Origin of the sequence: Flavobacterium sp. CAN_S2 (assembly GCF_015752255.1) — a bacterium.
In the GTDB taxonomy this organism is placed as follows: Bacteria; Bacteroidota; Bacteroidia; order Flavobacteriales; family Flavobacteriaceae; genus Flavobacterium.
This window is the reverse complement of sequence record NZ_JADOVA010000005.1, coordinates 189,002-215,835: the sequence shown is the minus strand read 5'-3', so window position 1 is coordinate 215,835 and position 26,834 is coordinate 189,002. Positions and strand designations below refer to the sequence as shown.

The window sequence follows — 26,834 nt, the reverse complement described above, 5'->3', positions numbered from 1 at the left end:
TGAAAGAACAGTAAATAAAATAAAGATGAAGGATTTTAAAATTTTCAGTTTAATAGTGATGATTCTAAGCATTACATTGTTTCCTAATGACGTTAAAGCAAATCAGTTGACAGCTATCGAAAGTAATTTAAGCGCAAAAGAAAAAAGCATTATTACCATTGCATCACTGACAGCTAAAGGCGATTTAGTCACTCTAAAATCAGAGTTAAACAAAGGTCTTGAGGCGGGACTTACCGTGAATGAAATAAAAGAAATATTGATTCATACCTATGCCTATTGCGGTTTTCCGAGAAGTATCAGAGGATTGCAAACTTTTATGGAAGTGCTTAACGAACGAAAAACAAAAGGGATTAACGATGAATCTGGCAAAGAAGCTTCTCCTATCAAAGAGGATGGCAATAAATATGAAAGAGGTAAAACCATTTTGGAACAACTTACCAAAACGTTGCAATCAAATACACTTACAGGATATTCTGCTTTTGCACCAGTAATAGATACTTTTTTAAAAGAACACCTATTTGCAGATATTTTTGAAAGAGACGTTTTAACCTTTACTCAAAGAGAATTGGTTACAATTTCTGTTATAAGTTCAATTGGTGATGCTGAACCCATGCTAAAAAGTCATTTATCAATTGCTATCAATCTAGGTGTATCCCCTGAACAGTTGAAAGAATTTTTAGTCGTGATCAAACCATTTATAGGCGCAAAGAAAACTAAAGCTGCAAAAGAAGTAGTAAGCGAAGTGTTGAAAAGTAGATAGAAAAATAATTTAAAAATAAAATAAATGAAAAAAATAGCATTAATAATCACAATAGTAATTTCAATAATAACGGTACAGATGTCAAGTGCTCAAACTACCCAAAAGGAACAAAAGCAAAATCCATATACCTTAGTATATGATGGAGCTATCACAGAAAATGTAAAGGGAAAAGTAAACATCCATCCTGTGAACTATAAAATTAAAGAAATTACAATAGTTGCTAATGTTTACACACCTGCTAACTTTGATACATCAAAAAAATACCCAACAATAGTTATTGCACATCCTAATGGCGGTGTAAAAGAACAGGTTGCTGGATTATATGCTCAACGTTTAGCAGAACAAGGCTATGTTACAATCACAGCAGATGCGGCGTACCAAGGTGGCAGTGGCGGCGAGCCTCGTAATGTGGATAAACCGGCATACCGAATTGAAGATATACACGCAATGGCAGACTTTATTTCTCAATATAAAGGGGTTGATATTTCAAAAATGGGATTACTTGGTATTTGTGGCGGTGGTGGTTATTCACTAAAAGCAGCCCAATCAGACAAACGATTTAAAGCAGTTTCGACAGTGAGTATGTTTAATTCAGGTGTAGTAAGGCGTAATGGTTTTATGAATTCGCAATTTTCTACAATCCAGCAACGATTAAAAGAAGCTTCTGATGCCCGCACACAAGAAGCAGCAGGCGGTACAATTATTTATGTAGGCGATACTCAATTTACAGATAAACAAATAGCTGCATTGCCGTTTGATTTATACCGTGAAGGATTTGAGTATTACGGCAAAACACATGCGCATCCAAATTCTACATTTAAGTATACTAAAAGCAGTCTTATGGATTTAATGACGTTTGATGCTAGTACCAATATGGACTTGATAAATCAACCATTATTAATGATAGCAGGTAGTAAAGCCGATAGTTTTTATATGACTGACGATGCTTTTAACAAAGCGACCAATGCAAAAAACAAAGAATTATTTCTTATTAATGGTGCTACTCATATTGAAACCTATTGGAAACCTGATTATGTGTCGCAAGCGGTAAATAAATTGGTAAATTTTTATCAAACTAATCTTTAAATTTTAAAAAGATGAAACTTAAAAATATAGCAGGAATATTGCTTATTGGAATATTTGCATTTTCTTGTAAAGCACAAAATGAAGCAACACTTTCAGCAAAATCAGCATCCCAAAAATCAATCCTTTTTGGCAAAGGAGAAAAAATTACCAATAATAATTTTACAGGTACAGCTTATTTACAAATGCTGATAGCTTCTGATAGCCTTAATCCAACCTCAGTAGGAAATGTAACTTTTGAACCTGGAGCAAGAACAAAATGGCATCTTCATCCGGGCGGACAAATTTTGTTGGTGACCGATGGAGTTGGATATTATCAGGAAAAAGGGCAACCTAAAAAAATACTTCGCAAAGGAGATGTTATCAAATGTCCGCCAAATATTCAACATTGGCACGGTGCTAGTATTGATACTTATTTTGTACAAGTAGCAATTACAAATATCAAAAACGGCGTACCTGTTTGGTTAGAAGCTGTAACGGATGAAGAGTATAAACAAGTTCAAACAAATAAATAGAACAGAAAAAATATAGCAAAAAAACTAGTTGCAAAAGTAAATGCCTAAAACCTTTAGAGTTAATAAAATCAGAAAAACACTTAAAATTCAAATATTTCTTATTTTGGACAGTTTCTGAGCCATTAAAACCGTCCTAGGATTGATTTCTACATTTGTTTAGAACAGGTTTTTTTAGCAAATTCATTTATTAAATGCCTTCATTATTTTCTGATATTCAAAGATAGTTAACTGCAGATAAAGCTACTTTTTTAGATTCTTGTTTTGCTCGTTCAACGTCTATCATACTAAGCATAAATATAATTTCAATTTAGCAGTATTCATGCATTTAGGGGCTTACTTTTATATTAAAGAGATCTTCTAACTTCTCAGTTTCTCTGCCCACGAGTTCCGAGTGACCAGGCAGCAAGATATCGGTTGTGATACAACCGGACATCTTGCCGTTAGCTTTGACGCTAACTTAAACCTTCTCCAGAGTCTTTTATTTTATCTAAATTCTAGAAGATTGTTAAAAGAGAAAGGCTAATTAAAAGCTGGTGTTTGAAATAAAATACTATAGGTGTATCAGCCTATAATATGACTTCGATAAATAACAGAAGATGTTCGTTTCCAATGCATTTAGACTACCAAAAAATTTTCAAAAGAAAAAGAAAAAAAAGAAAGCAATACAAAATTGGATATACATCAAACGGAGTGCTATAAGTCCCGAAGGGTGGCACTGCGAAGAATGAGCGGTGACATTATGGGCACGTAGTTGATGAATGTCCAATACCTTGGCTGTACTTTTTGTGATTTTTACAGGGATATTTTTAAAGTGTTTAGGGGATTGTAAAGCTGTAAGAATATTTAATTTAGAGGTCTTTGAAAGTGTACGCTCACTTATTCCAATACAGAAGAAAATATCCCTAAATAATTATTAGATCTTGAATAAGGGAGCGTACTTTTTCAAAAGAATACATTATAATTAATGTGTAAAATTCTGACTGTTTTCAGGAAGTTTTTTGCACATGATTTGATGAAATTACTGCAATCAAAAAGTATTAGCTAACTTTTTTACTAAAATTTAAATAAATGCCTAGATATTCAAAATTTACAATAACGAAACATGAAAAAGACAAACTTGATAATCTATGTAATTGGTTATGAATTGCTAACTTGTAATTTTATATAGGTTAATTCTTACCTAAATTGGTGTTTAACATTTATTAAGAAGGTAATAATAAAAAAATCATTATTTTTGCATTGTGAAACAATCAGTTGACATAGCTACAATTTTTCCTAAACACTTGTTTTGGGATATGGATCCTAGTAAACTTAATCTTTCGAGAGATAAGTATATTATAATTCCTAGGGCTTTGTATGCAACAACTCCAGATACTTTCGAAACAGATATTCAAAAATTGGAAAAATTATATTCTAGTAAAGATATTATTAAATATTTAAAACTAACAACAGAGAATATAAGTAATAAAGTATGCGTAAGTGTGTCCAAAAGATATAATATCGCACCGTTTTTCCGTTATTCATTATAGCCAATGCATGCAGTTTCACCCGCAATTATTAAAATAATTTTAGAATTACAAAGTTTACCGTCATTATCCAATTTTGCATTGGGTGGTGGTACAAATTTGGCTATACAATACAATCATAGAATTTCTGAAGATATTGATATGTTTTGTCCAGAAATAATTGGTAAATCTGGATTTCAAAAAATCGAAGAAGAAGTTAAAAACCATTTTGGCAATAAAGCAAGGGGTTTCGACGATCCTTGTGATATAAATGACCAATTTTGTTTCTTACGATTTTATGTTGAAACAGAAGATGGAAATATTATAAAGGTGGAGCTGCTTCAAAATATGAAAAGTCTTTATGCTTTAGAAATAATTGAAGACGTCCAACTGCTTTCAAAGAAAGATATAGGTTTATTTAAATTAATAAGCACTTCAAATCGCTCAACAAAAAAAGACATTTACGATTTAGATTTTATCACAGATGAAATTCCACTTACTGAATTGTTTGAAGATTTGAAAGTTAAAATATTGAAATTCAACAAAGAAGAACATAAAACAATTTTTGATTTAAATAAGAATAAAACTCCAATAGATTTTCCTGAACTACTATTAAAGTTTGATAGTGCTTCAGGTTCTGCAAAATTTCCAATGCATACCCATGATAATATAAATATTATTGACGGTAATAAGACTTGGATATCAACGAAAATAAGTTGGCGTTCCAAAGTAAGACAATTATACAATAATCTTGGCTTAAAATTTCCACGCCCTGTTGGCATGCGAATTAGGTAATTAGATCAGTTCTATTAGATGGTTCCCAATTTTACAAAGCCATCACTAAATCTCAATATTATTAGCTCATTATAATTTTTAGATCGCCTCCCGATTACTTTTATCTAAATTTAGACTCCCAATTATAATATTCTTTAATATCTTCAAAATGTTTTTGTAGTATAAGTGAATATTTTCCTTGTCAAGAGGCTTTCAAATATTATTAGGCCTTTCCCATCATGACCATATTTTACCTATCATTAAAAAATAAATCAATCCTATCTTTGTGTAGAAGTGTGAATTAATATGAAATTATCAAAAGACCGTTAAGACGGTCTTTTGATATTTAATGAGGGAGGTGAGATATGGAAAATGAAAATGTGGATGTAAAGGGAAAAATCACTCCAGAGAAAGCTTTGGAAATGTTAAAGGCTGAGGGATTGGATTTAACAGTAGAGCAAGCCAAAGAAATCTTGGATTTCTTGAGAAAATTAGCTAATATAGCTGTGTCTAAATATTTAAGAAAGAGAGTATGAAAAACATAGCAGACTTATACGTACGCGTGAGCACAGATGAACAGGCAGACAAAGGATATTCTCAGCGAAATCAAGAAGAAGTGCTGAGGAAATATTGTGAAATCAATTCTATAGGAATTCGAGATGTGATTTATGAAGACCATTCAGCAAAAACTTTTAATAGGCCTCAATGGAAAAAAATCCTACTTAATCTTAAGAAATACAAAAACAAAACTGATTTAATTTTATTTACCAAATGGGACAGATTCAGCAGAAATGCTGGTGATGCTTATCAAATGATAAATATGCTACGAAAATTAGGTGTAGAACCTCAGGCAATAGAACAGCCACTTGATCTTTCTATTCCTGAAAATAAAATGATGCTTGCTTTTTATCTGGCAGCGCCAGAAGTGGAAAATGATAGAAGGGCATTAAATGTGTTTCACGGGATGCGAAGAGCTAAAAAAGAAGGTCGTTATGTAAGTCAAGCTCCTGTTGGTTATGTAAACAGATCAAAGGAAGATGGAAGTAAATACATTGCCCTCAAAGAGCCCGAAGCATCAATTATGAGATGGGCTTTTCATGAATTATCAAAAGGAATATTCAGTACCGAAGATATACATCGTCTAGCTAAAAAGAAAGGTATTAAGACAGGAATGCATAGCTTTTGGCTCGCGGTACGCAATCCTTTGTACTGTGGGAAGATATTTGTACCGAAATATAAGGATGAAGAGAGTTTTTTTGTGAAGGGACAACACGAAGCTATAATTTCTGAAGCTCTTTACTATGAAGTGCAGGATGTACTTGATGGACGTGGAAAAATATCACGACCAAAAGTCGAAACTATTGAAGACCTCCCGCTTCGGGGGTTTCTTATTTGCCCAAAATGCGCAAAGACTCTTTCTGGGAGCAAATCTAAAGGACGTAATAGATATTATTCTTATTATCATTGTTTCGGCGGATGTACACATCGCTTCAGAGCAGAAGCAGTTAATGAACAATTTGTGAATGAACTCCAAATGTATTTGCCCAGACCTGAATACAAAAAACTTTATACCGCATTAATAGCCGAAGCCTATAAAGAACAAACTAAAGGAATACAAGATGAAAAACGACAACTATTAGCTCAAATAAAAGATTATGAGAATAGGCTTTCTAAAGCAAGAGAATTAGTTGTAACAAATCAAATAGATGCTTCGGATTACAGGGAAATGAAATCTGATTATGGTGGTATGGTTACTAAACTTGAAGCTAAACTATCAAGCATTACCAATCAAAAGGAAGATATAGAAGGGCTCTTGAATGAAGGTATTGATAATCTATTGCGGCTTAGTATAGGGTATGAAGGCGGAACATTTGCAGAATGTAGGGGTCTGATTGGTTCAATTTATCCCGAAAATCTAACATTTAATGGAACTGGATTTCGAACCACAAGAATTAACGAAGCTGTTCAGCTAATGTATTTGATTAACAGGCAAATAGACAGCAATAAAAAAGAGACAAAGAAGACTATTTCTTCTTTGTCTCTTATGGTGGGCTGTCAGGGACAGCAATCGAACACTTGATACCAATTTTGACGTTTTTTGAAAACCTAAAATAGTATAAATATGAAAACAAAAACGCCAATGTCTTCCAATGGTGTTATTTGTCTTTCTGTGGGCTGTCAGGGACTGCAATCGAACACTTGGTGCCTATTTTGACATTTTTCGAAAATATAAAATTAAATATTTAAAATAGGGGAATGTCGTATCGAAATTGTTTTTAACTGCTTGCGCTCATTCCAACCCGAAAAATTTCTTCTTTATTGAGTTCTATAAATTTTAAAAACTTCTTTCAAGGGTTGTAAAGTAGCTTATTGCAGTTGTGGAGTTTACGGAGAAAGCGACAATATGCTACTAGAGGGTTGACTGGGCGGGTGCAAAAAGATTACCGATAGCGATCCTTTTTTATAGTTATTTGATTTTAATTCCTTTTGGTCCAGGGAAATCTTTACCTAAATGGCTGTAAAGTCTTCTTACTTTTGAACGCCAACTTATTTTTGCCTCAATCCAAGTTTTGCTTCCATCGATGATTTGTATTGTATCGTTTGTGTGTGATGGAAACTTTGAATAATCGGAATTATCTTCAAATTTTAATAATAATTCTGGATTGTCAATAGGTGTCTTGTTTTTACTTAAATCAAATATTGTTTTATCTTCTTCTTTATTGAATTTAAGTGTTTTTGCTTTTAAGTCTTCATATAAATCGATTAATGAAATTGTATCGCTTATGAAGTCTAAATCATAAATGTCTTTTTTGGTAGAACGGTTTGAGGTACTGATTAGTTTGAACAAACCAATGTCTTTTTTTGAAAGTAAATTTATTCCTTGATTTACTTCTACCCCGAACAAGTTCTTCATGTTTTGAAGCATCTCCACTTTTATGGTTAAACCATCTTATAAATCAAGAAAGAAACGCAGAAAGCAATATTGGTCGTTTATATCACAAGGATCGTCAAAGCTTTTTGCTTTCGTGCCAAAGTACTTTTTGACTTCATTTTCGATGTTTTTAAATCCTTCTTTGCCAATTATTCCATCGTAAAAGAAATCAATATCATCAGAAACTCTATGATTGAATTGTAATGCTAGATTTGTACCTCCACCTAAAGTAAATTTTGATACTGTTGGTAATGTTTGTAATTCTATGATGGCTTTAATTATTGCTGGAGTAACTGCCTTCATAAATTAGAGCGAAAAACGAAGAAATGGCTTTACATTGTATCTTTTTGCAACACTTATACAAACTTTGTTACTGATATTCTCTGTCGTTAATTTTAAGTATTTAACAATATCTTTAGCAGAATACAATGCTTCTAATTTTAGAATGTCTGTTTCAAATGTTTCTGGAGTTGTTGCATATAAAGCCCTTGGTATAATAATAGACTTATCTTTAGAAAGATTAAGTTTGCTATAATCCATATCCCAAAATAAGTGTTTGGGAAAAATTGTTGCTATGTTTACTGACTGTTTCACTATGCAAAAATACTGAATTTAGATTTATTTGGTGCACTAATGTAAAAAAGTTTAACTTCTTCGATTTTAATGAATTACTGCATATCTAAAAGAAAACCAATAATAGATGTAAAAATAGTCATTAGCGAAATGAAGCAAACAAAGACTTGAGTTTAGGAATACTTGGACTAAATGAATATACCAAGTTAAAGTGGATATGGAGTTAAGGATATAATTTAATGTTTTTGTTTCCTTTATTAAATATATGATGGTCCACTCAAAAGTTCCAGATCTTTTAAAAAAAGGTTCGAAAATTGTCCCGACAGGGTCACAAAACCGACAAATATACTTTCCTATATTTTGTAGTTTTTTTTATTTGGTCAAATTATCGGGTTACTAATATGGTTTTAATTCAAACTTCGATATTCATTAGGAGTGTATCCTACTCGCTGTTTAAACAATCTAGAAAAATGCTGCGGGTATTTGAAGCCTAACTGATAAGCGATTTCGTTTACAGTCAAATGGTCTACCAGAATTTTGTCTTTTGCTACATCAATTATTTTATTTTGAATGTATTCTTGAGCTGATTTACCTGTTTCCTTTTTTATTAAATCACCAAAGTAGTTGGCGGATAAATGCAGTTCGTCAGCACAATATGCAACTGATGGCAAACCAACTGTATTGGGTTTATCAGTTGTGAAATAACTGTTTAACACCTCTTCAAATTTTTCTAAAATTCCTTTATTAACATTTTCTCTTGTTATGAATTGGCGGTCATAAAAACGGTCACAATAGTTTAAAAACAATTCAATATTTGAAGCAATAAGTTTCTTGCTATGCTTGTCAACTCCAAGTTGTAATTCTAAATGGATTTTTGAAAAAGAGTCTAAAACAATTTGTCTTTCGCGTTCCGACAAATGCAATGCTTCATTTACATTGTAACTGAAAAAATTATAATCATTTATACTTTTAAAAAGAGAAGTGCCATGTATTAAATCAGGATGAAAAACTAAGGCATATCCTTTTGGTTGATATACTTTACCGTCAGTCTCTACTTCCATTACCTGCCCTGGTCCAGCAAAAACCAACGTGCCTTCTTGATAATCATAGTAATCACAACCATAGCGCAAATCACCACATTTTATATCTTTCAAAAAGATACAATAAAAGCCATAATAAATTCTAACAGTCTTCTCTCCTTCCCAAGATCTTTCGTCGGCTTTAGAAAAATCAATTACACTTATTAATGGATGTAAAGTTTCGCTATTATTAAATGCATTATATTCACTAACTGTATTAAACTTGACTACTTTGTTCATGATAATTATAATTTTACAATACAAATTTATGCATTTGGAGATATCAATTATCATATAATAATCACAATAAGTAATATTGGTAGAACAATCCGTAATCTATGTACCAATAACATCCCACCTTCGTCGGAAATTTGTTGAGTAGTATAAGTTATCCTATTTTAATAAATTTAATTATGAATCGTAGATCCATTTTAAAAACAGCAGGACTCGCTTTGGCAGGAAGTGCATTTTTGCCTTTTAATTCTTTAGCAAAATCCAATGCGGTAACACCAATTGTTGAAAATAAAGAATTAACACCAGCCACTGTTTCAAGCAAGCGCAAACTTGGCGCTTCACTTGAAGTCTCCAGCATAGGACTTGGTGTTCAAAATATGAGCCGTACGTATCAAACTACTATTCCCTCTCGTCCAGAAATGCACAATATTATTCGAACTGCCTTTGATAAAGGAGTCACCTTATTTGATGCAGCAGAGGCTTACGGTCCTTTTGAAGTAGAACGAATTCTGGGAGAAGGTGTAGCACCTTTCCGTGATAAAATAGTCATCGAAACTAAATTTGGGTGGAATATTAACCAAGAAACGGGTGCTCGATTACCAGGCTTAAACAGTCGTCCTGAACACATCAAAATTGTTGTGGAAGGAATGTTGAAGAGACTTCGTACGGACAGAATTGATTTATTGTATCAACATCGTGTAGACCCGCAGGTTCCCATTGAAGATGTAGTTGGAGCTATTCAGGATTTGATAAAAGAAGGGAAAGTATTGCATTATGGATTGTCTGAGCCGGGATCGCAAACCGTAAGACGAGCACATGCTATTCATCCTGTAACAGCGATTCAAAACGAATATTCGTTATTATGGCGTGGTCCGGAAAAGGAAATCATACCGCTTTGTGAGGAACTCGGTATTGGTTTCGTTCCATGGAGTCCTCTTGGAGTTGGTTTTCTTACTGGAGCCATTGATGCCCAGACACGTTTCGCTCAGGGTGATATCCGAGGAAATGAAACCCGTTTCTCGCCAGAGAATCTACCACACAACTTAAAACTTGGAGATTTATTAAAAAACTGGAGTGAGCAAAAACACGCCACTCCTGGTCAAATTTCACTGGCTTGGCTACTGGCACAAAAGCCATGGATTGTTCCAATACCCGGCACAACACAGATGGCACACATGCTGGAAAATATTGGAGCAGATGAAATAAAATTCACCTCAGCTGAACTAAAGGAATTCAATAATCAATTGGATGCTATTCAAATTCAGGGTGAAAGATTACCTGCCTTTGTTCAAGCTTTTTCTGATGTGGAAGCTCCGTTAAAGAAAAAACCATAATTAGAATATAAATTTAAAATATACGATATGAAAACATTAATTATGAGTCTTATTGCAGTAGCAAGCTTCCAATTTTCTTTTGCACAAGAAAACAAATCAACTACTGTTGCTCCTACTCATTCAGCCATTGAACAAGAAGTTATTCAACTTTCTAAACAAAAATGGGAGTGGATGGCCGATAAAAATATAACCAAATTAGAACCGCTCTTTGACAACAAATCAAAATTTGTCCACATGAGCGGCACTTGGAAAAAAGATGAAGAACTCGATATTATTAAAACGGGAAGAATCTGGTATAAAAATGCCAAAATTCATGATGTAGCAATAGAGACTTTTGGAAAAACGGCAATCCTTTGGAACAGAATTACCCTAGAGGCGATAGTGCGAGGAAGCGAAGTCGTGACTGAATTTACCGTAACAGAAACCTATCAAAAACAAGGTAATGGTTGGAAATTGTTAGCTTTAACATTTAGTAGTGTTCGAGATACGCATCAAATTCAGAAATAACAATAAAAAATAGATAATACTAAAATTTACTACTATGAAAAAATCAATCTTTGGACTAATTCTTCTTGTTTTATTTACAACTAATACTTTTGCTCAACATACAGCTGAGCTAGAAATTATTTCGCTTTCTAAACAAAAATGGGAATGGATGGCCGATAAAAATGTCGATAAACTTACCCCTTTGTTTGATGATAAATCTGTCTTTGTACACATGGGAGGAAGTTGGGGGAAAGCCCAAGAAATCAATGTAATTAAAAGTGGAGGAATTCATTACAAGAAAGCTGATGTTCATGAAGTGTCAGTAAGCATGATAGGTAATACCGCAATCCTTTTAAACAGAATTACACTATTAGCCGTAGTTGGAGGTAATGAAGTTACCAATCCTTTTATTGTAACCGAAGTATATGTTAAGGTAAATGATAATTGGAAACTAGGTTCATTGTCGTTCACCAAGCTGATGACTCCAGGACAATAAAATTATAAAAAATGAAAAAAATAGTAATAGGTTTAGCAATAATTGTCAGTTGTAGTTTATACGCACAACAAAAGATTGTCATTGCAACTCCTGGAGTAACGCCAATAGTCAAAACAGTTTCTGGATTACTGCGTGGTATAACTGAAGGGGATGTTTCAGTTTTCAAAGGGATTCCTTATGCAGCTCCTCCTGTTGGTGTAAATCGTTGGAGACCTCCACAGCCAGTTACTGCTTGGAGCGGAGTTAAAGATTTAAGCAAGTTTTGTGCAGATTGTCCACAGGCGAGTTGGCCCCGTGGTGCGGGCATGGCACAAAATTCATCTGAAGATTGCTTATTTCTTAATATTTGGACACCAGCTACAGCTACAAAAAAATCAAAATTACCTGTTATGGTTTGGATTCACGGTGGCGGATTTGTAGGAGGCAGTGGTGGTGGAAATGAATTTACAGGAGCAGCATTTGCAAAACAGGATGTTGTACTTGTTTCTTTCAATTATCGGTTAGGACGGCTTGGATTTTTTGCATTTCCAGCATTAAGCAAGGAACATCCAGAAGAACCTAAAGGCAATTATGCTTTTATGGATCAGATAGCTGCACTCCAGTGGGTAAAGGAAAACATTAACGCTTTTGGTGGTGATCCAAAAAATGTAACCATTTTTGGCGAATCAGCCGGTGGAGTTTCGGTACATTCACTGCTGACTATACCCGCTGCAAAAGGCCTTTTCCAAAAGGCAATAATCGAGTCAGGCGGTGGTCGTGATGGCGTACTGACAGGAAGACCAATTCAGGAAGAGGAGGCTGATATACACTACCCCATTTCTGCAGAAACGATCGGAAAAAACTTTGCTCGAAAACACGGAATCGAAGGTACGGATGTAGCAGCATTGGCAAAGCTACGGGCTCTTAGTGCTGCTGATATTATAGACGGAGGTCAGGAAACTGATGGCGCCGGAGGTCTACCTATCTATTCCGGTCCTATTCTCGATGGTAAACTGGTTGTTGAAACAGCGGAGAGTGCTTACAAGGGAGCTAGACAGGTTCATGTTCCACTTCTCATAGGATCAAATAGTGCTGAGGTTCCAGCAGGTTTTGTTAATGCAAAATCTAAAGAAGAATTATTAAAATTGTTTGGTAATTTTAGTGAAGAAGCAACTACAGCTTATGATGCTGATGGTACTGTGGATTTTGCTAAGATGCTAACATTAGTCAATACAGATAAAGTATGGGCGGAGCCTGCAAGGTTTACCGCTAGAGCTTTTACTTCAAAATCGATACCAGTATATACTTATCTCTTTTCTTATGTACCTATTTCTATGAAGGATAGAATGAAATATGGAGCCTCACATGCATCAGAAATTCCTTTTGTATTTGACAATCTAATAGAACGCAATGGTTCTAAATTTGATGCGAAAGATCAGGAAATAGCTAAAATGATGAATACCTATTGGGTTAACTTTGCTAAAACGGGCAATCCAAATGGAAATGGATTACCTCTTTGGCCTATATATGATAGCGCTAAAAATGATATTTTTGAATTTAAACCAGATGGATCGGCAAGTAATTTTTTCGATTACAGAAAAGCACGATTAGATGTAGTAGAAAAGGCATTTGAAGACAATAAATAAAAACAATTATGATGAAAAATAAAGTAATAAGATCGTTGAGTATATTTTGTTTATTATTGATGTTCCAATCATCGTCTTATGCACAAAAAAGCACGAAACAAAAACCGTTACTAATTATAGAACAAGGAAGTTTTGCTGTTGGAGGAACTATCATTACCAATCCTGGCACATTCGATCCATACAAACCTACCCCTGAAGGACAAACGTTTCGTGGAGACCACGCCTATATTTTTTATCAAATTCCTGTAAAGGCTCGCAAATATCCATTGGTGATGTGGCACGGTATAGGTCAGTTTTCTAAAACATGGGAAAGCACGCCCGACGGACGAGAAGGCTACCAAAATATTTTTCTCCGCAGAAACTTTCCTGTCTATGTGATTGATCAACCAAGGAGAGGGAATGCTGGTAGAAGTACTGTAGCGGCTTCCATCAATCCAACTCCAGATGAACAGCAATGGTTTGATGTCTTCCGTATTGGTGTTTGGCCCAATTATTTTGATGGTGTCCAATTTGCTCAAGACACGGAAACACTCAATCAATATTTTCGATCTATGGTTCCAAACATTGGTGCTATCGATAGTAATGTTAATTCGGATGCGGTTTCAATATTATTCAACAAAATAGGCCCTGCAATTTTAGTTACACATTCCCATTCTGGCGGTATGGGATGGCTCACTGCTGTAAAAAATAAAAATGTCAAAGCAATAGTGTCTTACGAACCAGGTAGCGGATTCTTATTTCCTGAGGGTGAAGTTCCATCCCCTTTAACGAGTTCGGCAGGTTCACTTGAAGCAAGTTCGATTCCTATGAAAGAATTTATGAAGCTAACTAAAATACCAATTGTCATTTATTATGGTGATAATATACCTGAAAGCCTCTCTAACAATCCTGGGGCAGATGGATGGAGAGTACGACTACAGATGGCCAGATTATGGCGAGATGTAGTAAACAAATACGGTGGAGATGTAACCGTAGTACATCTTCCTGAGGCAGGTCTTAAAGGCAATACACATTTTCCTTTTTCAGATTTAAATAATATAGAAGTGGCTGATTTAATGAGTAAATGGCTAAAAGACAAAAAGTTGAATTAATTAAATACAGCCGACATATAATACTAAATAATAATTCAATTGAAAATAGTAACCACATATTGTTTAATAATGATAATAACAGCTAGTTTATTTTCGAGCTGTTCCAAAGCACAAAGTACTGTTAAGCAAGAAAAAGATGTTTTGAATAAAAATAGTATTCTAATTGTCTATCTGACTCGAACAAAAAACACGAAAACAGTTGCCCAAATCATTCATAAACAAACTGGTGGCAAATTAATTGAACTTGAGCTTCAAAATCCCTACCCTGCAAATTACAAAGCAATTGTTGATCAAGTAGCCAAGGAAAATGAAACAGATTTTTTACCCGCACTTAATACCAAAATTGACAGCATTGAAAAATATGATACTGTCTTTATAGGTTTTCCAACTTGGGGAATGCAATTACCGCCGTCAATGAAAAGTTTTTTAAGTCAATACAATTTAAAAGGTAAAACTATTATTCCGTTTAACACCAATGCTGGTTATGGTATTGGAAGCAGTTTTGATAAGATTAAAGAACTATGCACTGAATGCAAAATATTGGAAGGATATTCCATTAAAGGAGGTAAAGAAAGAGACGGAATTTTATTTGTAATGGAAGGTGAAAAGAAAATTGAAGCCGAAAAAGAAATACAAACATGGTTAAAGAAAATAGGGATTCTGAAGAATTGAAATATTTGAAATAACAGTAAATAAAATAAAGATGAAGGATTTTAAAATTTTCAGTTTAATAGTCATGATTGTATGCATTACATTGTCTCCTAATGACGTTAAAGCAAAACAGTTGACAACTATCGAAAGTAATTTAAGCGCAAAAGAAAAAAGCATTATTACCATTGCATCACTGACAGCCAAAGGCGACTTAGTCACTCTGAAATCAGAGTTAAACAAAGGTCTTGAAGCGGGACTTACCGTGAATGAAATAAAAGAAATATTGATTCATACCTATGCCTATTGCGGTTTTCCGAGAAGTATCAGAGGGTTGCAAACTTTTATGGAAGTGCTTAACGAACGAAAAGCAAAAGGTATTAACGATGAACCTGGCAAAGAAGCTTCTCCTATCAAAGAGGATGGCAATAAATATGAAAGAGGTAAAACCATTTTAGAACAACTTACCAAAACACCACAACCGAATACACTTACAGGATATTCTGCTTTTGCACCAGTAATAGATACTTTTTTAAAAGAACACCTATTTGCAGATATTTTTGAAAGAGACGTTTTAACCTTTACTCAAAGAGAATTGGTTACAATTTCTGTTATAAGTTCAATTGGTGATGCTGAACCCATGCTAAAAAGTCATTTATCAATTGCTATCAATCTAGGTGTATTCCCTGAACAGTTGAAAGAATTTTTAGTCGTGATCAAACCATTTATAGGCGCAAAGAAAACTAAAGCTGCAAAAGAAGTAGTAATCGAAGTGTTGAAAAGTAGATAGAAAAATAATTTAAAAATAAAATAAATGAAAAAAATAGCATTAATAATCACAATAGTAATTTCAATAATAACGGTACAGATGTCAAGTGCTCAAACTACCCAAAAGGAACAAAAGCAAAATCCATATACCTTAGTATATGATGGAGCAATTACCGAAAATGTAAAGGGAAAAGTAAACATTTATCCTGTTACGTATACAACTAAAGAGATTACAATAGTAGCTAATGTCTACACTCCTGCCAACTATGATGCTTCAAAAAAATATCCTGCGGTAGTTATTGCTCATCCTAATGGTGGTGTAAAAGAACAAGTGGCAGGTTTATACGCCCAACGATTAGCTGAACAGGGCTATATCACTATCACGGCAGATGCGGCTTACCAAGGTGGCAGCGGCGGAGAGCCTCGTAATGTGGATAAACCGGCAAACCGAATTGAAGACGTACACGCAATGGCCGATTTTATTTCTCAATACAAAGGAGTTGATACTTCAAGACTTGGATTATTAGGAATTTGTGGTGGCGGCGGTTATTCTTTAAAGGCAGCCCAATCTGACAAACGATTTAAAGCAATAGCCACAGTGAGTATGTTCAATTCAGGTGTAGTAAGGCGTAATGGTTTTATGAATTCGCAATTTTCTACAATCCAGCAACGATTAAAAGAAGCTTCTGATGCCCGCACACAAGAAGCAGCAGGCGGTACAATTATGTATGTAGGCGATACTCAGCTTACGGATAAACAAATAGCTGCATTGCCGTTTGATTTATACCGTGAAGGATTTGAGTATTACGGCAAAACACATGCGCATCCAAATTCTACATTTAAGTATACTAAAAGCAGTCTTATGGATTTAATGACGTTTGATGCTAGTACCAATATGGACTTGATAAATCAACCATTATTAATGATAGCAGGTAGTAAAGCCGATAGTTTTTATATGACTGACGATGCTTTTAACAAAGCGACCAATGCAAAAAACAAAGAATTATTTCTTATTAATGGTGCTACTCATATTGAAACCTATTGGAAACCTGATTATGTATCGCAAGCCGTAAATAAATTGGTGAATTTTTATCAAACTAATCTTTAAAATTTAAAAAGATGAAACTTAAAAATATAGCAGGAATATTGCTTATTGGAATATTTGTATTTTCTTGTAAAGCACAAAATAAACCAACACTTTCAACAAAAACAGAATCACAAAAATCACTTCTTTTCCCTAAAGGAGAAAAAATCACAAATGCTAATTTTACTGGCACAGCTTATTTACAAATGCTGATAGCTGCTGATAGCCTTAATCCAACCTCAGTGGGAAATGTAACCTTTGAACCCGGAGCAAGAACAAAATGGCATCTTCATCCGGGTGGACAAATTTTGTTAGCAACCGATGGAGTTGGATATTATCAGGAAAAAGGGCAACCTAAAAAAACACTTCGTAAAGGGGATGTAATCAAATGTCCACCAAATATTCAACATTGGCACGGTGCGAGTATTGATACCCATTTTGTACAAGTAGCCATTACAAATACCAAAAACGGTGTACCAGTTTGGTTAGAAGCGGTAACAGATGAAGAGTATATACAGGTTCAAGCAAACTAATAAAAAAGGAACAGAAAAAAATATTGTCAAAAAACTTATTGATGAAACATTTTGGGATAATGGTTTCAGAAAATACTTGAAATTCAAATATTTCTTATTATGGACAGTTTCTGAGCCATTAAAACCGTCCTAGGATTAATTTTTACATTTGTTTAGATCGGTTTTTTACAAATTCATTTATTAAATGCCTTCATTATTTCTGATATTCAAAGATAGTTCTTTGAAAAAAATTCATCTTCAAAAAATTCTATTAGAATAAATATTGTAATTAGAGTTGCAACTAAAATTGAGAAATATTACCATTTAATTTTATGTTTTCAACGTATTTTTTTGAAAAATGACGCCTAACTTCTTGGTACTACAATGGGTTTGGGACTAAATTAAACTCTGTTTTCGGATTTGCCAAATCATTAAATACAAGATCAACTTTCCATTAAGCCAATTGTCCAAATCTGTTGTAGCTGTTGTGTACTGCTTTATTGTTTAGTAGAATTTTAAAAGTTCATTAGTTAGTTTTTCGGCATCTTCTTGTTATTTATCCTAATTTCCGCAATGACGGCTAACTTGTATATATACGCTACTTTAAAGCGTATATATACCTCTTTATTGGTGTATATGTGCTAAATAAGCAAGGGTGTCTTTTTACAATAGTACACAAAACATAATACTACGATTGTTTTTTTTAAATAAACTGATATTTGTTTTTGTGATAATTAGGTTTTGGTTTTGATCCAAAAAATTAAGCGAACTAATTTGTCAAGAATGTTAACTAAAAACAACGCCATTGGAATCCAATGGCGTTGTTTGTCTTTGTGTGGACTGTCAGGGTTTGAAATCGAACTCTTGATACCTGTCTTGACATTTTTCGAGAATATAAAATAATTTCACTTTTGTTTCGAATTCCAACGTGGTCTTGGAACAGAAACAAATATTGGTAGATATATTGGCAAAACACAATGTTAATGCCATTCATTTGCTTTGATTGGCTTTGTAGAGGAATGGAAGGTGGCCAAATGGAAAAAAACCTTTTAAAGCAGTCCAATGCTAAAGACAATCGTTCCGTTTTTAGCAAATGTCTTTAAAATACAATACCAATGGTTATAAAAGAACAAGCTGAAGTCTTTACCGATGGTAATTTCAGATTTCACTTAGAACCAATGGACATTCCAGTTTCTAAAAGTATAAGAATGGATTTAATGTGGAATACTGACAAATTATACATTTTTGGTTTGAAATATATTATGAAAAGAAACCTAAGTACATGAATACATTATGATAACGATATGGGATTTTGTGTAGGTATGAGTTTGAAATATTAGCAAAATTCAATTTATATTCAAAATTGATTAGTTTCTTTGTGATATGAAAATTTTAATAATAGAAGATGAAATCGAAATTGCAACAAGTGTCATAAATTACTTGAGCAGTAACGATTTTCTTTGTGAATCAGCAACTACCTTAAAAGGTGCTATCGAGAAGATAGTTTTATATTCGTACGATTGTATTCTTTTAGATTTAATGTTGACTGACGGTAATGGATTTAAAATTTTAGAAGCCCTAAAGAAGCAAAACAAAACAGATGGAGTAATTATAATTTCTGCCAAAGACACTCTAGAAACTAAGATTGAAGGGCTAACACTTGGTGCCGATGATTACCTAACAAAACCATTTCACTTATCAGAATTATTAGTTCGCATTCAAGCATTAGTTCGACGAAAACAATTCAATGGAAAAAATGTGATTTCCTTTAATGAAATAGAAATAGATACAATAAGCAAGTCGGTCAAAATCAAAGGCATGAAAATCGAGTTTACCAAAAAGGAAATGGATTTATTACTATTTTTGATTGGTAATAAAAATAAAGTTTTATCCAAAAGTGCCATTGCCGAGCATTTATCGGGTGATATGGCGGACATGTTAGACAATCATGATTTTGTATATGCGCACATTAAAAACATGAAAAAGAAGCTCAAAGAAATGGGCGCAACAGATTATCTAAAATCAGTTTATGGAACAGGTTATAAATGGCAAGATGAATAAAAAACTACTTCAAAAAACACTAAATTATTATTTTATCTATGCGCTAGTAATACTAATCACAGTTGGTCCTGTATTTTATATTATTTCTAATATTTTATATGAAGACGATGCTAATGAGGATTTATATGCGATAAAAAAGCAATTTGATAAATTTACTAAAGATGATTTAACTATAATGGACATAACGCTTTGGAACAAGTTCAATCGCGATGTAAATCTCGAAAAATTCAATGGCATACAAAAAGACAGTTTATTTGATCATAGTTATTACGATGCATTAACTAAAGAAAACGAACCATTTAGAGTGCTCAACGCTCCAGTAAAAATTGAAGGCAAATGGTTCACTTTTTCTGCCAAAATAAATATGGTCGAAAAAGAAAATCTAATTGGAAGTACTGTAATTCTTTTCATTTCACTATTAGTACTTTTAATTATAGGCTTTTTCATTATCACCAAAATAATTTCAAAAAAATTATGGCAACCATTTTATGCAGCTTTAGACAAAATGGAACAATTTGAAATTGACAAATCTACTTCAGTAAAATTAATTAAAAACACAACCGAAGAGTTCAACCGATTAAATAGTGCCATCGATAGCTTAATCCATAAAAACTCTAGCATTTATCAAAGTCAAAGAGAGTTTATAGAAAATGCAGCACACGAGTTGCAAACACCAATTGCAATTTTTAAAGGTAAATTAGAGAATATACTTCAAAGAAATGACCTAAACTCAGAACAATTTAAATTGATTGATGATTTAAACAACACTACCACAAGGTTGGTTAAACTTAATAAAAATCTGTTGGTGTTATCAAAAATTGATAGCAATTCATACAATGAGATTGAGAAAATAAACATAAAAGATATCATCAATAATCAACTAACCTTTTTTAATGAACAAGCACTTTCAAAAAAAATAGATATTACAACAGAATTATCAAATGAAGTTGAAGCCAAATCAAATCATTTTCTGGCAGAAATGATAATCAGTAACTTATTTTTAAACACCATAAATCACAATGTATTAAATGGTCAAGTTATAATCAAACTTACTAATCATAGTATAACTTTCGCAAATACAGGAATACTCATAGCTTTACAGACTGAAAAAATGTTTGAGCGTTTTTCTAAATCCAATCCATCCTCTCAAGGAAATGGTTTAGGATTATCGATCATTAAAAAAATTGCGGATACAAACCATTGGTCCGTTAACTACTATTTTATGGATAGAATGCATAAATTCGAAATAGTTTTTTAAAATTCAATATTTCTTCAAATTCCATTCAGAACTTTGTTCAAAAAAAATAAAAGGAAAAAGCATGATGCGAATTAAAAACGTTCTATTAGTAACAATGCTACTATTATCGGTAGCAAATTTAAGGGCACAAAATAAATCAGTAACAGTGTCGGGTAACACAAAAGACAAAACAACTAAACTTGCATTACCATTTGTAAATGTGGCATTAAAAACTTCTAAAGATGCTACTTTAATTGCCGGAACAATAACAAATGAGGAAGGTCGATTTTCATTGGCCAATATCAAATCTGGAAACTATATTTTAGAATTCTCCTTTATTGGGTTCAAAATCAAGACACAATCAGTTTATGTTGGATCCCTTTCCGAGTTTTTAGATCAAGGCACTATCGAATTAGAAGAAGATGCCACAACCTTACAAGAAGTAGTAGTAGTATCAAAAACAAATACTGTCAGCGAGAAAATGGATAAAAAAACCTTTTCTATGGCTGACAATATTAGTCAAAGTGGCGGCTCTGTTTTACAATCCATGCAAAACTTACCAGGGGTTACAGTCCAAGACGGAAAAGTACAAATTAGAGGCAATGATAAAGTGACCGTATTGATTGACGGTAAGCAAACTGCTTTAACAGGCTTCGGAAATCAATCGGGTTTAGATAATATTCCTGCTTCAGCAATAGATAAAATAGAAATCATTAATAATCCATCTGCAAAATACGATGCCAATGGTAATGCTGGAATTATTAACATCATCTATAAGAAAAACAAAAAAGAAGGCTTTAATGGTAAAGTGGGTTTTACGTCGGGTTTAGGTGCTTTGTGGGAACGAAAAGAAAATTTGCCTACAATAAGACCACAATATTCATTAACACCAAAAATCAATCCTACACTATCACTCAATTATCGCAAAAATAAAATTAATGCGTTTTTTCAAGGCGATTATCTATACACAGAAACCCTAAATAAAAATGAATTTGTAACACGAACATACAATGACGGCACAATAATTAGCCAACAATTAAAAAGAAATCGAAACACCCATTTTTCAACAATTAAATCGGGAATTGATTGGAATATCGATGATTACAATACGCTAACCGTTTCGGGTTTATTTGGTTCAGAAAAAATTATTGATAACGGCGACCAACCTTTTTTTAATGCAGACTATTCCGAACGATTACGACTTTGGCAATTTTTAGAGGATGAATTAAAAACAACAGTGATGGGAACTGCTGCATATCAACATAAATTCAAGCAAGCCGGACATTTGTTAAATATTGGCTTCAATTATACCTTTCATAGAGAAGATGAAAAATATTTCTTCGATAACATTTTGCCAAGTTTTTCGAGTAAAGATTCCTTCAAATTATTATCAGATGAAAGTGTAATAGATCTAAATATCGATTACATAAAACCTTTAAAATACGGACGAATTGAAACAGGGTTCAAATTTCGAAACCGTATTATTCCAACAAACATGCAATTCTTTCCAGGAAATAATTCGCCTTTGGATGCAAGTGCAGGTGGTAAAGCAACCTATGAAGAAATTATTCCAGCAGTTTATGGAAACTACATTTATGAAACCAATAAAATCGAAGCCGAAATCGGATTACGCCTAGAATACTTAGATTTAGAATACGAGGTAAATCCAAACCATCCAACCTATAGAACTGATGGATATTCGTATTTCGAACCATTTCTTAATTTCCGTTTTGCTTATAAAATCAATGATGACAACAAAATATCATTGTTCTACAACCGCAGAATTGACAGACCAAACGAAGTAGATATTAGAATATTTCCAAAGTACGACGATGCCGAAATTATCAAAGTTGGTAATCCTGGACTAAGACCACAATTCACTAATTTAGTGGAATTAGGTTTCAAAAGAAATTTGAAAAAAGGCTATTTATATTCCGCTATCTACCATCGCTTTACCAATGCTACAATAACAAGAATAGCTTCTACAGTTCCTAGTAGTAATCTGATTTATGCCATTTTTCAAAACGTAAATAAAAGTTCAAATACAGGTGTTGAAATGGTCATTTCACAAGATATTGTAAAATGGTATTCTTCCAATATTAATCTTAATGCCTATTATAATCAAATCGGTGCGTTTACAGTTCAAAATTTATATCCACAGCCAAATACTTTTTCGGCAGCAAAACAAGATGTTTTCTCAGGAAATATAAAGTGGAACAACACATTGCACTTAACTAAAAAAGTGGATGCGCAACTAACGGCTGTTTATTTAGCACCAGATATTATTCCGCAAGGCAAAATTAAATCAAGATTTTCTATTGATTTAGGATTGAAAAAATCAGTTCAAAATGGTAAAGGAGAATTTTTTATAAATGCTACTGACCTATTAAATACTTTGGTAATTAAAAAAGAAATTCAAGGACAAGATTTTAGTTATACTAGCAATGACTATTACGAAACACAAGTAATAAGACTGGGTTACAACTATAAATTCTAAATTAGTTCTAATGAAAAAATTACCAGAAATTACAATGGCGTTTTGGATAATGAAAATTTGCGCTACCACTTTAGGTGAAACAGCAGGAGATTTATTTTCAATGACATTAAATATTGGTTATGCATTGATTTCATTAATCTTAGTTGGTTTTTTCATTGTTACTCTTCAATTGCAATTGTATGCTACAAAGTACAAACCAATGCTATATTGGTCAGTAATTTTGGCAACAAGCACAGCTGGAACTACAATGTCAGATTTTATGGATCGCACATTAGGCTTAGGATATGCCACCGGTTCATTACTTCTAATTACAATATTGATTGCAACATTTGTAGCATGGAAAAAAACGGAGAAATCAGTATCCGTAAACGATATTAATACATTTCATGGTGAAACATTCTATTGGATAGCTATTTTATTTTCTAATACATTGGGTACAGCGTTAGGCGACTTTTTAGCCGATAATTCAGGTCTTGGGTTTCTTGGTGGTGCGTTGCTTATTGGAAGTTTATTACTGCTACTAATTTTAGCACACTATTTTTTGAAAGTTTCGGAAGTACTATTGATGGCAGAAACCCTCGAGCTGCACGAAACGCATAAAAACCTCGATAAAAAGAAACATTATCTAAAATAATATAAAGATATTTCGCACTATTAAATATTTTTCAAATTTTGTATCTTGCAAACAGTAAATTTTAATGATGCTTAAAACAATTCAAATTATTGCATTACTTCAAGGACTTTTCGTCCTTTTTGTTTTATATAACAATCGCAATAGTTATAAGAACACAACTTTTTGGTTATTATTCGGAAGTTTATTTTCTATCGTTTTATACATTATTGGAGATGACAAGAATAATATATTTGTTAATAACACCGATTGGTTTCTTTTCGATAACACACTTTTTATAACATTTCTATTTTTGTTTTTTAGGTATTTCAAAAGCAATAAAGAAAAGTTTATAAAATCAGATTACTGTTTTTTCATACCAAATATCATTTATCTAATTCTTGAAGTAATTGAAATAAAATTAATTCAAACTAATATAGTCATTGAAGTTTTAGAAGTATTCTGCGAATTAACTTTTATCATCTACTTATTACTAATTTTATTTTCCATAATTTCAAGTAAAAGAAAAAATTGGATTATATATTTCATCATTCCAATCATTATTTTGTTCGTTTTTTCACTCATTAATGATATTCTTAAAATCGTTGGATTATCAGAATTACCGTTTTTATACGACCAAAATTTCAATTCATATCTTTTAATAGTTGTTGCGTTTTTATTCTATTTTATAACTTTTAAGTTGTTTAATGGTAATAAAGAAATTTTACCTAAAGTAGAAATCGGTAAATACAAAAACTCAAATCTAAACGATGAAACAATTAGTAAATATAAAACTGCTTTAATCAATGCAATGCAAATTGATAAAATATATCTTGATGGAAAATTATCCATACAAGATGTTTCAGATAAATTAAATATTCCGCGTCAATACATTTCTGAAGTTTTAAACGAACATATGAATACCAATTTTCAAGATTTCATAAATGAATATAGAGTGGAAGAATTTGTAAACCGACTAAAAAACGACCAAAACAATAATCTTACACTTTTAGGAATCGCTACAGATGTAGGTTTTAATTCTAAATCTTCTTTTAATGCTACATTTAAGAAATTCAAAGGCTTAACACCAACACAATTCAAGAAAAATCTTTTGTAAAAAAAGTAATTGGTACAAATCAATCATTTTGCACTTATTTCATTTTTATGAAAACACAATCACTTACGATATTTGCGAAATAATTAAAAGAACCCAAAATTATGTCGCAACTTAAATTAATTAAAAAGATTCTCTTTTGCTTTATTTTAACTATTTCAACGTACTCGATTAACGCACAAGTAAACGATACACTTTCATTTGTAAAATCAAAACGAATGTCAGATGATGACCTTGCAAAAAAACGAGAAGGAACTTTCATAACGGGTTTGCCTGACTTTTCATCAGATCCTGTTACAGGTTTTGGTTTTGGTCTTAGAAGTAATGTCTATTGGAACGGCGAACGAACAAATCCACTTTTTGCCTACACACCTTACTTGGCAAAACTAAAAGCTAATGCAGCATATTACACTTCAAACGCAAGAGAATTAATTTTATCTTTAGATGTACCATATTATAAAGGAACACGTTGGAGATTTAAAATTGATTTTAAAGCACAACAAAATCCAGCAAATTTATATTTTGGCTCAACAGAATCAACGTTGGGCAATCTACGATTGCCATCCAATGAAAACATTACTTTTTCAACATATGAAGCATTTGACAAAGCAAGAAAAACGCTGAGACCAGGTGGAATTGGCGAAGCAAGTTTTGTGACAGATGCCTTGTCAAACCGATTTAGAGAAACAGAATATATGCTTAATCTAAAAGGAGATTACGCAATAGGAAACGGAAAATGGCGAGTAATGGGTGGTTATGAAATTCAAAATTTAAGTTATAAAACTTTTGAGGGAGAGGAAGCAGAGGCAATAAATCCAAATTCAGGAGAAGAAACTACTGCTCCAAATGGATTTTCACTTTTGCAAAGAGATTTTAATCAAGGCTTAATATCTGGCTTAAATGGTGGTTGGATTTCAATTTTACAAACCGCATTAATTTATGACACAAGAGATTTTGAACCCGACCCAACCAAAGGTTACTATTTTGAAATAGCAAATGAATATTCTGGCAAATATATTGGCTCACAATTTGATTTCAATAAACTTTTTATTCAAGCAAGAGCATATCAAAAGTTGCCTTTTGGAAAAAGAACTGTTATCGCTGGAAGATTTGGAGTTGGTAACATTTTTGGCTCGAATGCCCCATTTTTTGAATTTCAAGACCAATGGAGTCCAGAAGGTAGCATCAATGCACTTGGTGGAAAGCAATCATTGCGAGGTTATCGAGCAAATCGGTTTTTAGCACGTTCTATGTGGTTCACAAATATTGAAATAAGATATAGAATTGCAGAAACAAAATTAGGAAAACAAAGATTTGCTTTCGGTGTCGCACCATTTTTTGATGCAGGAACAGTAAGAGACGAATGGCAAAATCTAAACTTTAAAAACATTCGTTACTCGTATGGTTTAGGTGCAAGAATTGCTTGGAATCAGTCCACAATTTTATCATTTGATTACGGAATATCAAAAGAAGATAAACTCTTCTACATCGGCATAGGTCAAGCTTTTTAACAAATTAGTTTGGTATTATTTGTAAAGATTTTGGAGATATAAAAATAGTGTATGTTACAAACAGAAATATAAAACTAACTAGCGGATTTATATTTATTGCTATCGCAATTATATATATCTGCTCCGCATTTATATAAATATGTTTCGCATTTACATTTCTGTTTGTCCTATTTATATCAATCCAATTTATATTTATTTATGTGTGACTTATATTTTTTGTAATCCGATTTGTATTTATACCTATCAGACTTAAATTTATTGAAACCCGAAACCTAATTATGAAAGGATTACAAAACAGAACGGAA

General features: G+C 32.8%; 27 protein-coding genes. 23 read left to right on the top strand and 4 right to left on the bottom strand.

What is annotated here, in order from left to right:
- The first annotated feature begins 25 nt into the window (after positions 1-25).
- The 7 genes from IWX80_RS14825 to IWX80_RS14800 all read left to right on the top strand — a co-directional run bounded on the left by IWX80_RS14825 (position 26) and on the right by IWX80_RS14800 (position 6,717).
- On the top strand, positions 26-760 hold the full coding sequence (locus tag IWX80_RS14825) for a carboxymuconolactone decarboxylase family protein (protein ID WP_196854108.1): 735 nt from the start codon (positions 26-28) through the stop codon (positions 758-760).
- 24 nt (positions 761-784) lie between these two features.
- Positions 785-1,846, top strand: coding sequence for an alpha/beta hydrolase (locus tag IWX80_RS14820; protein WP_196854107.1), 1,062 nt, complete (start codon positions 785-787; stop codon positions 1,844-1,846).
- Between the two features lie 11 nt (positions 1,847-1,857).
- Positions 1,858-2,358, top strand: coding sequence for a cupin domain-containing protein (locus IWX80_RS14815; RefSeq protein ID WP_196854106.1), 501 nt, complete (start codon positions 1,858-1,860; stop codon positions 2,356-2,358).
- A 1,241-nt stretch (positions 2,359-3,599) separates the two neighbouring features.
- Positions 3,600-3,887, top strand: coding sequence for a DUF6922 domain-containing protein (locus IWX80_RS17110; protein ID WP_442899845.1), 288 nt, complete (start codon positions 3,600-3,602; stop codon positions 3,885-3,887).
- A gap of 3 nt (positions 3,888-3,890) precedes the next feature.
- Positions 3,891-4,658: a nucleotidyl transferase AbiEii/AbiGii toxin family protein gene (locus IWX80_RS14810; RefSeq protein ID WP_196854105.1), complete on the top strand. Its 768-nt coding sequence runs from the start codon at positions 3,891-3,893 to the stop codon at positions 4,656-4,658.
- 344 nt (positions 4,659-5,002) lie between these two features.
- Positions 5,003-5,173, top strand: a complete 171-nt coding sequence (locus IWX80_RS14805; protein ID WP_196854104.1) for a hypothetical protein — start codon at positions 5,003-5,005, stop codon at positions 5,171-5,173.
- A complete protein-coding gene (locus IWX80_RS14800; protein ID WP_196854103.1) occupies positions 5,170-6,717 on the top strand; it encodes a recombinase family protein in 1,548 nt (515 codons plus the stop codon). The genes IWX80_RS14805 and IWX80_RS14800 overlap by 4 nt, the downstream gene beginning before the upstream one ends.
- Positions 6,718-7,104: 387 nt before the next feature.
- Here IWX80_RS14800 and IWX80_RS14795 read toward each other — a convergent pair whose 3' ends face one another.
- From IWX80_RS14795 to IWX80_RS14780, 4 genes are all read right to left on the bottom strand, one after another.
- On the bottom strand, positions 7,105-7,551 hold the full coding sequence (locus IWX80_RS14795) for a hypothetical protein (RefSeq protein ID WP_196854102.1): 447 nt from the start codon (positions 7,549-7,551) through the stop codon (positions 7,105-7,107).
- Positions 7,552-7,587: 36 nt separating this feature from the next.
- A complete protein-coding gene (locus IWX80_RS14790; RefSeq protein ID WP_196854101.1) occupies positions 7,588-7,872 on the bottom strand; it encodes a nucleotidyl transferase AbiEii/AbiGii toxin family protein in 285 nt (94 codons plus the stop codon).
- 3 nt (positions 7,873-7,875) lie between these two features.
- Positions 7,876-8,163: a DUF6922 domain-containing protein gene (locus tag IWX80_RS14785; RefSeq protein ID WP_394335931.1), complete on the bottom strand. Its 288-nt coding sequence runs from the start codon at positions 8,161-8,163 to the stop codon at positions 7,876-7,878.
- Between the two features lie 386 nt (positions 8,164-8,549).
- Positions 8,550-9,461 (bottom strand): helix-turn-helix domain-containing protein, encoded by a 912-nt coding sequence (locus tag IWX80_RS14780; RefSeq protein ID WP_113633801.1) that lies wholly within the window; start codon positions 9,459-9,461, stop codon positions 8,550-8,552.
- A 173-nt stretch (positions 9,462-9,634) separates the two neighbouring features.
- Here IWX80_RS14780 and IWX80_RS14775 point away from each other — a divergent pair, with 173 nt between their 5' ends.
- The 16 genes from IWX80_RS14775 to omp85 all read left to right on the top strand — a co-directional run bounded on the left by IWX80_RS14775 (position 9,635) and on the right by omp85 (position 26,529).
- The gene (locus IWX80_RS14775; protein ID WP_113633800.1) at positions 9,635-10,789 is read left to right on the top strand and encodes an aldo/keto reductase; all 1,155 of its coding nucleotides are present in this window, start codon (positions 9,635-9,637) and stop codon (positions 10,787-10,789) included.
- A 27-nt stretch (positions 10,790-10,816) separates the two neighbouring features.
- Positions 10,817-11,296 (top strand): nuclear transport factor 2 family protein, encoded by a 480-nt coding sequence (locus IWX80_RS14770; RefSeq protein ID WP_113633799.1) that lies wholly within the window; start codon positions 10,817-10,819, stop codon positions 11,294-11,296.
- Positions 11,297-11,330: 34 nt separating this feature from the next.
- Positions 11,331-11,771: a nuclear transport factor 2 family protein gene (locus IWX80_RS14765; RefSeq protein WP_113633798.1), complete on the top strand. Its 441-nt coding sequence runs from the start codon at positions 11,331-11,333 to the stop codon at positions 11,769-11,771.
- Positions 11,772-11,782: 11 nt separating this feature from the next.
- Positions 11,783-13,396, top strand: a complete 1,614-nt coding sequence (locus IWX80_RS14760) for a carboxylesterase/lipase family protein (protein WP_113633797.1) — start codon at positions 11,783-11,785, stop codon at positions 13,394-13,396.
- 11 nt (positions 13,397-13,407) lie between these two features.
- Positions 13,408-14,487 carry an alpha/beta hydrolase gene (locus IWX80_RS14755; RefSeq protein ID WP_196854100.1) on the top strand — a complete coding sequence of 360 codons (1,080 nt, stop codon included), beginning with the start codon at positions 13,408-13,410 and terminating at the stop codon, positions 14,485-14,487.
- Between the two features lie 69 nt (positions 14,488-14,556).
- Positions 14,557-15,159, top strand: a complete 603-nt coding sequence (locus tag IWX80_RS14750; protein ID WP_196854099.1) for a flavodoxin family protein — start codon at positions 14,557-14,559, stop codon at positions 15,157-15,159.
- A gap of 31 nt (positions 15,160-15,190) precedes the next feature.
- Positions 15,191-15,925 (top strand): carboxymuconolactone decarboxylase family protein, encoded by a 735-nt coding sequence (locus IWX80_RS14745; protein ID WP_113633794.1) that lies wholly within the window; start codon positions 15,191-15,193, stop codon positions 15,923-15,925.
- Between the two features lie 24 nt (positions 15,926-15,949).
- Entirely contained in the window at positions 15,950-17,011 is a 1,062-nt protein-coding gene (locus IWX80_RS14740) for an alpha/beta hydrolase (protein ID WP_113633793.1), read from the top strand.
- A gap of 11 nt (positions 17,012-17,022) precedes the next feature.
- Positions 17,023-17,520, top strand: a complete 498-nt coding sequence (locus IWX80_RS14735) for a cupin domain-containing protein (RefSeq protein WP_113633792.1) — start codon at positions 17,023-17,025, stop codon at positions 17,518-17,520.
- 1,094 nt (positions 17,521-18,614) lie between these two features.
- The gene (locus IWX80_RS14730; protein ID WP_196854098.1) at positions 18,615-18,785 is read left to right on the top strand and encodes a hypothetical protein; all 171 of its coding nucleotides are present in this window, start codon (positions 18,615-18,617) and stop codon (positions 18,783-18,785) included.
- A gap of 97 nt (positions 18,786-18,882) precedes the next feature.
- Positions 18,883-19,560, top strand: coding sequence for a response regulator transcription factor (locus IWX80_RS14725; RefSeq protein WP_099715575.1), 678 nt, complete (start codon positions 18,883-18,885; stop codon positions 19,558-19,560).
- Positions 19,529-20,818: a sensor histidine kinase gene (locus tag IWX80_RS14720; RefSeq protein ID WP_099715576.1), complete on the top strand. Its 1,290-nt coding sequence runs from the start codon at positions 19,529-19,531 to the stop codon at positions 20,816-20,818. Before IWX80_RS14725 ends, IWX80_RS14720 begins: the two co-directional genes overlap by 32 nt.
- Positions 20,819-20,879: 61 nt before the next feature.
- A complete protein-coding gene (locus IWX80_RS14715) occupies positions 20,880-23,294 on the top strand; it encodes an outer membrane beta-barrel protein (RefSeq protein ID WP_233206904.1) in 2,415 nt (804 codons plus the stop codon).
- A gap of 10 nt (positions 23,295-23,304) precedes the next feature.
- Positions 23,305-23,928: a COG4705 family protein gene (locus IWX80_RS14710; protein WP_099715577.1), complete on the top strand. Its 624-nt coding sequence runs from the start codon at positions 23,305-23,307 to the stop codon at positions 23,926-23,928.
- 64 nt (positions 23,929-23,992) lie between these two features.
- On the top strand, positions 23,993-25,021 hold the full coding sequence (locus IWX80_RS14705; RefSeq protein ID WP_233206905.1) for a helix-turn-helix domain-containing protein: 1,029 nt from the start codon (positions 23,993-23,995) through the stop codon (positions 25,019-25,021).
- A gap of 101 nt (positions 25,022-25,122) precedes the next feature.
- A complete protein-coding gene (omp85, locus tag IWX80_RS14700; protein ID WP_099715578.1) occupies positions 25,123-26,529 on the top strand; it encodes an Omp85 family outer membrane protein in 1,407 nt (468 codons plus the stop codon).
- Positions 26,530-26,834: the final 305 nt, after the last annotated feature.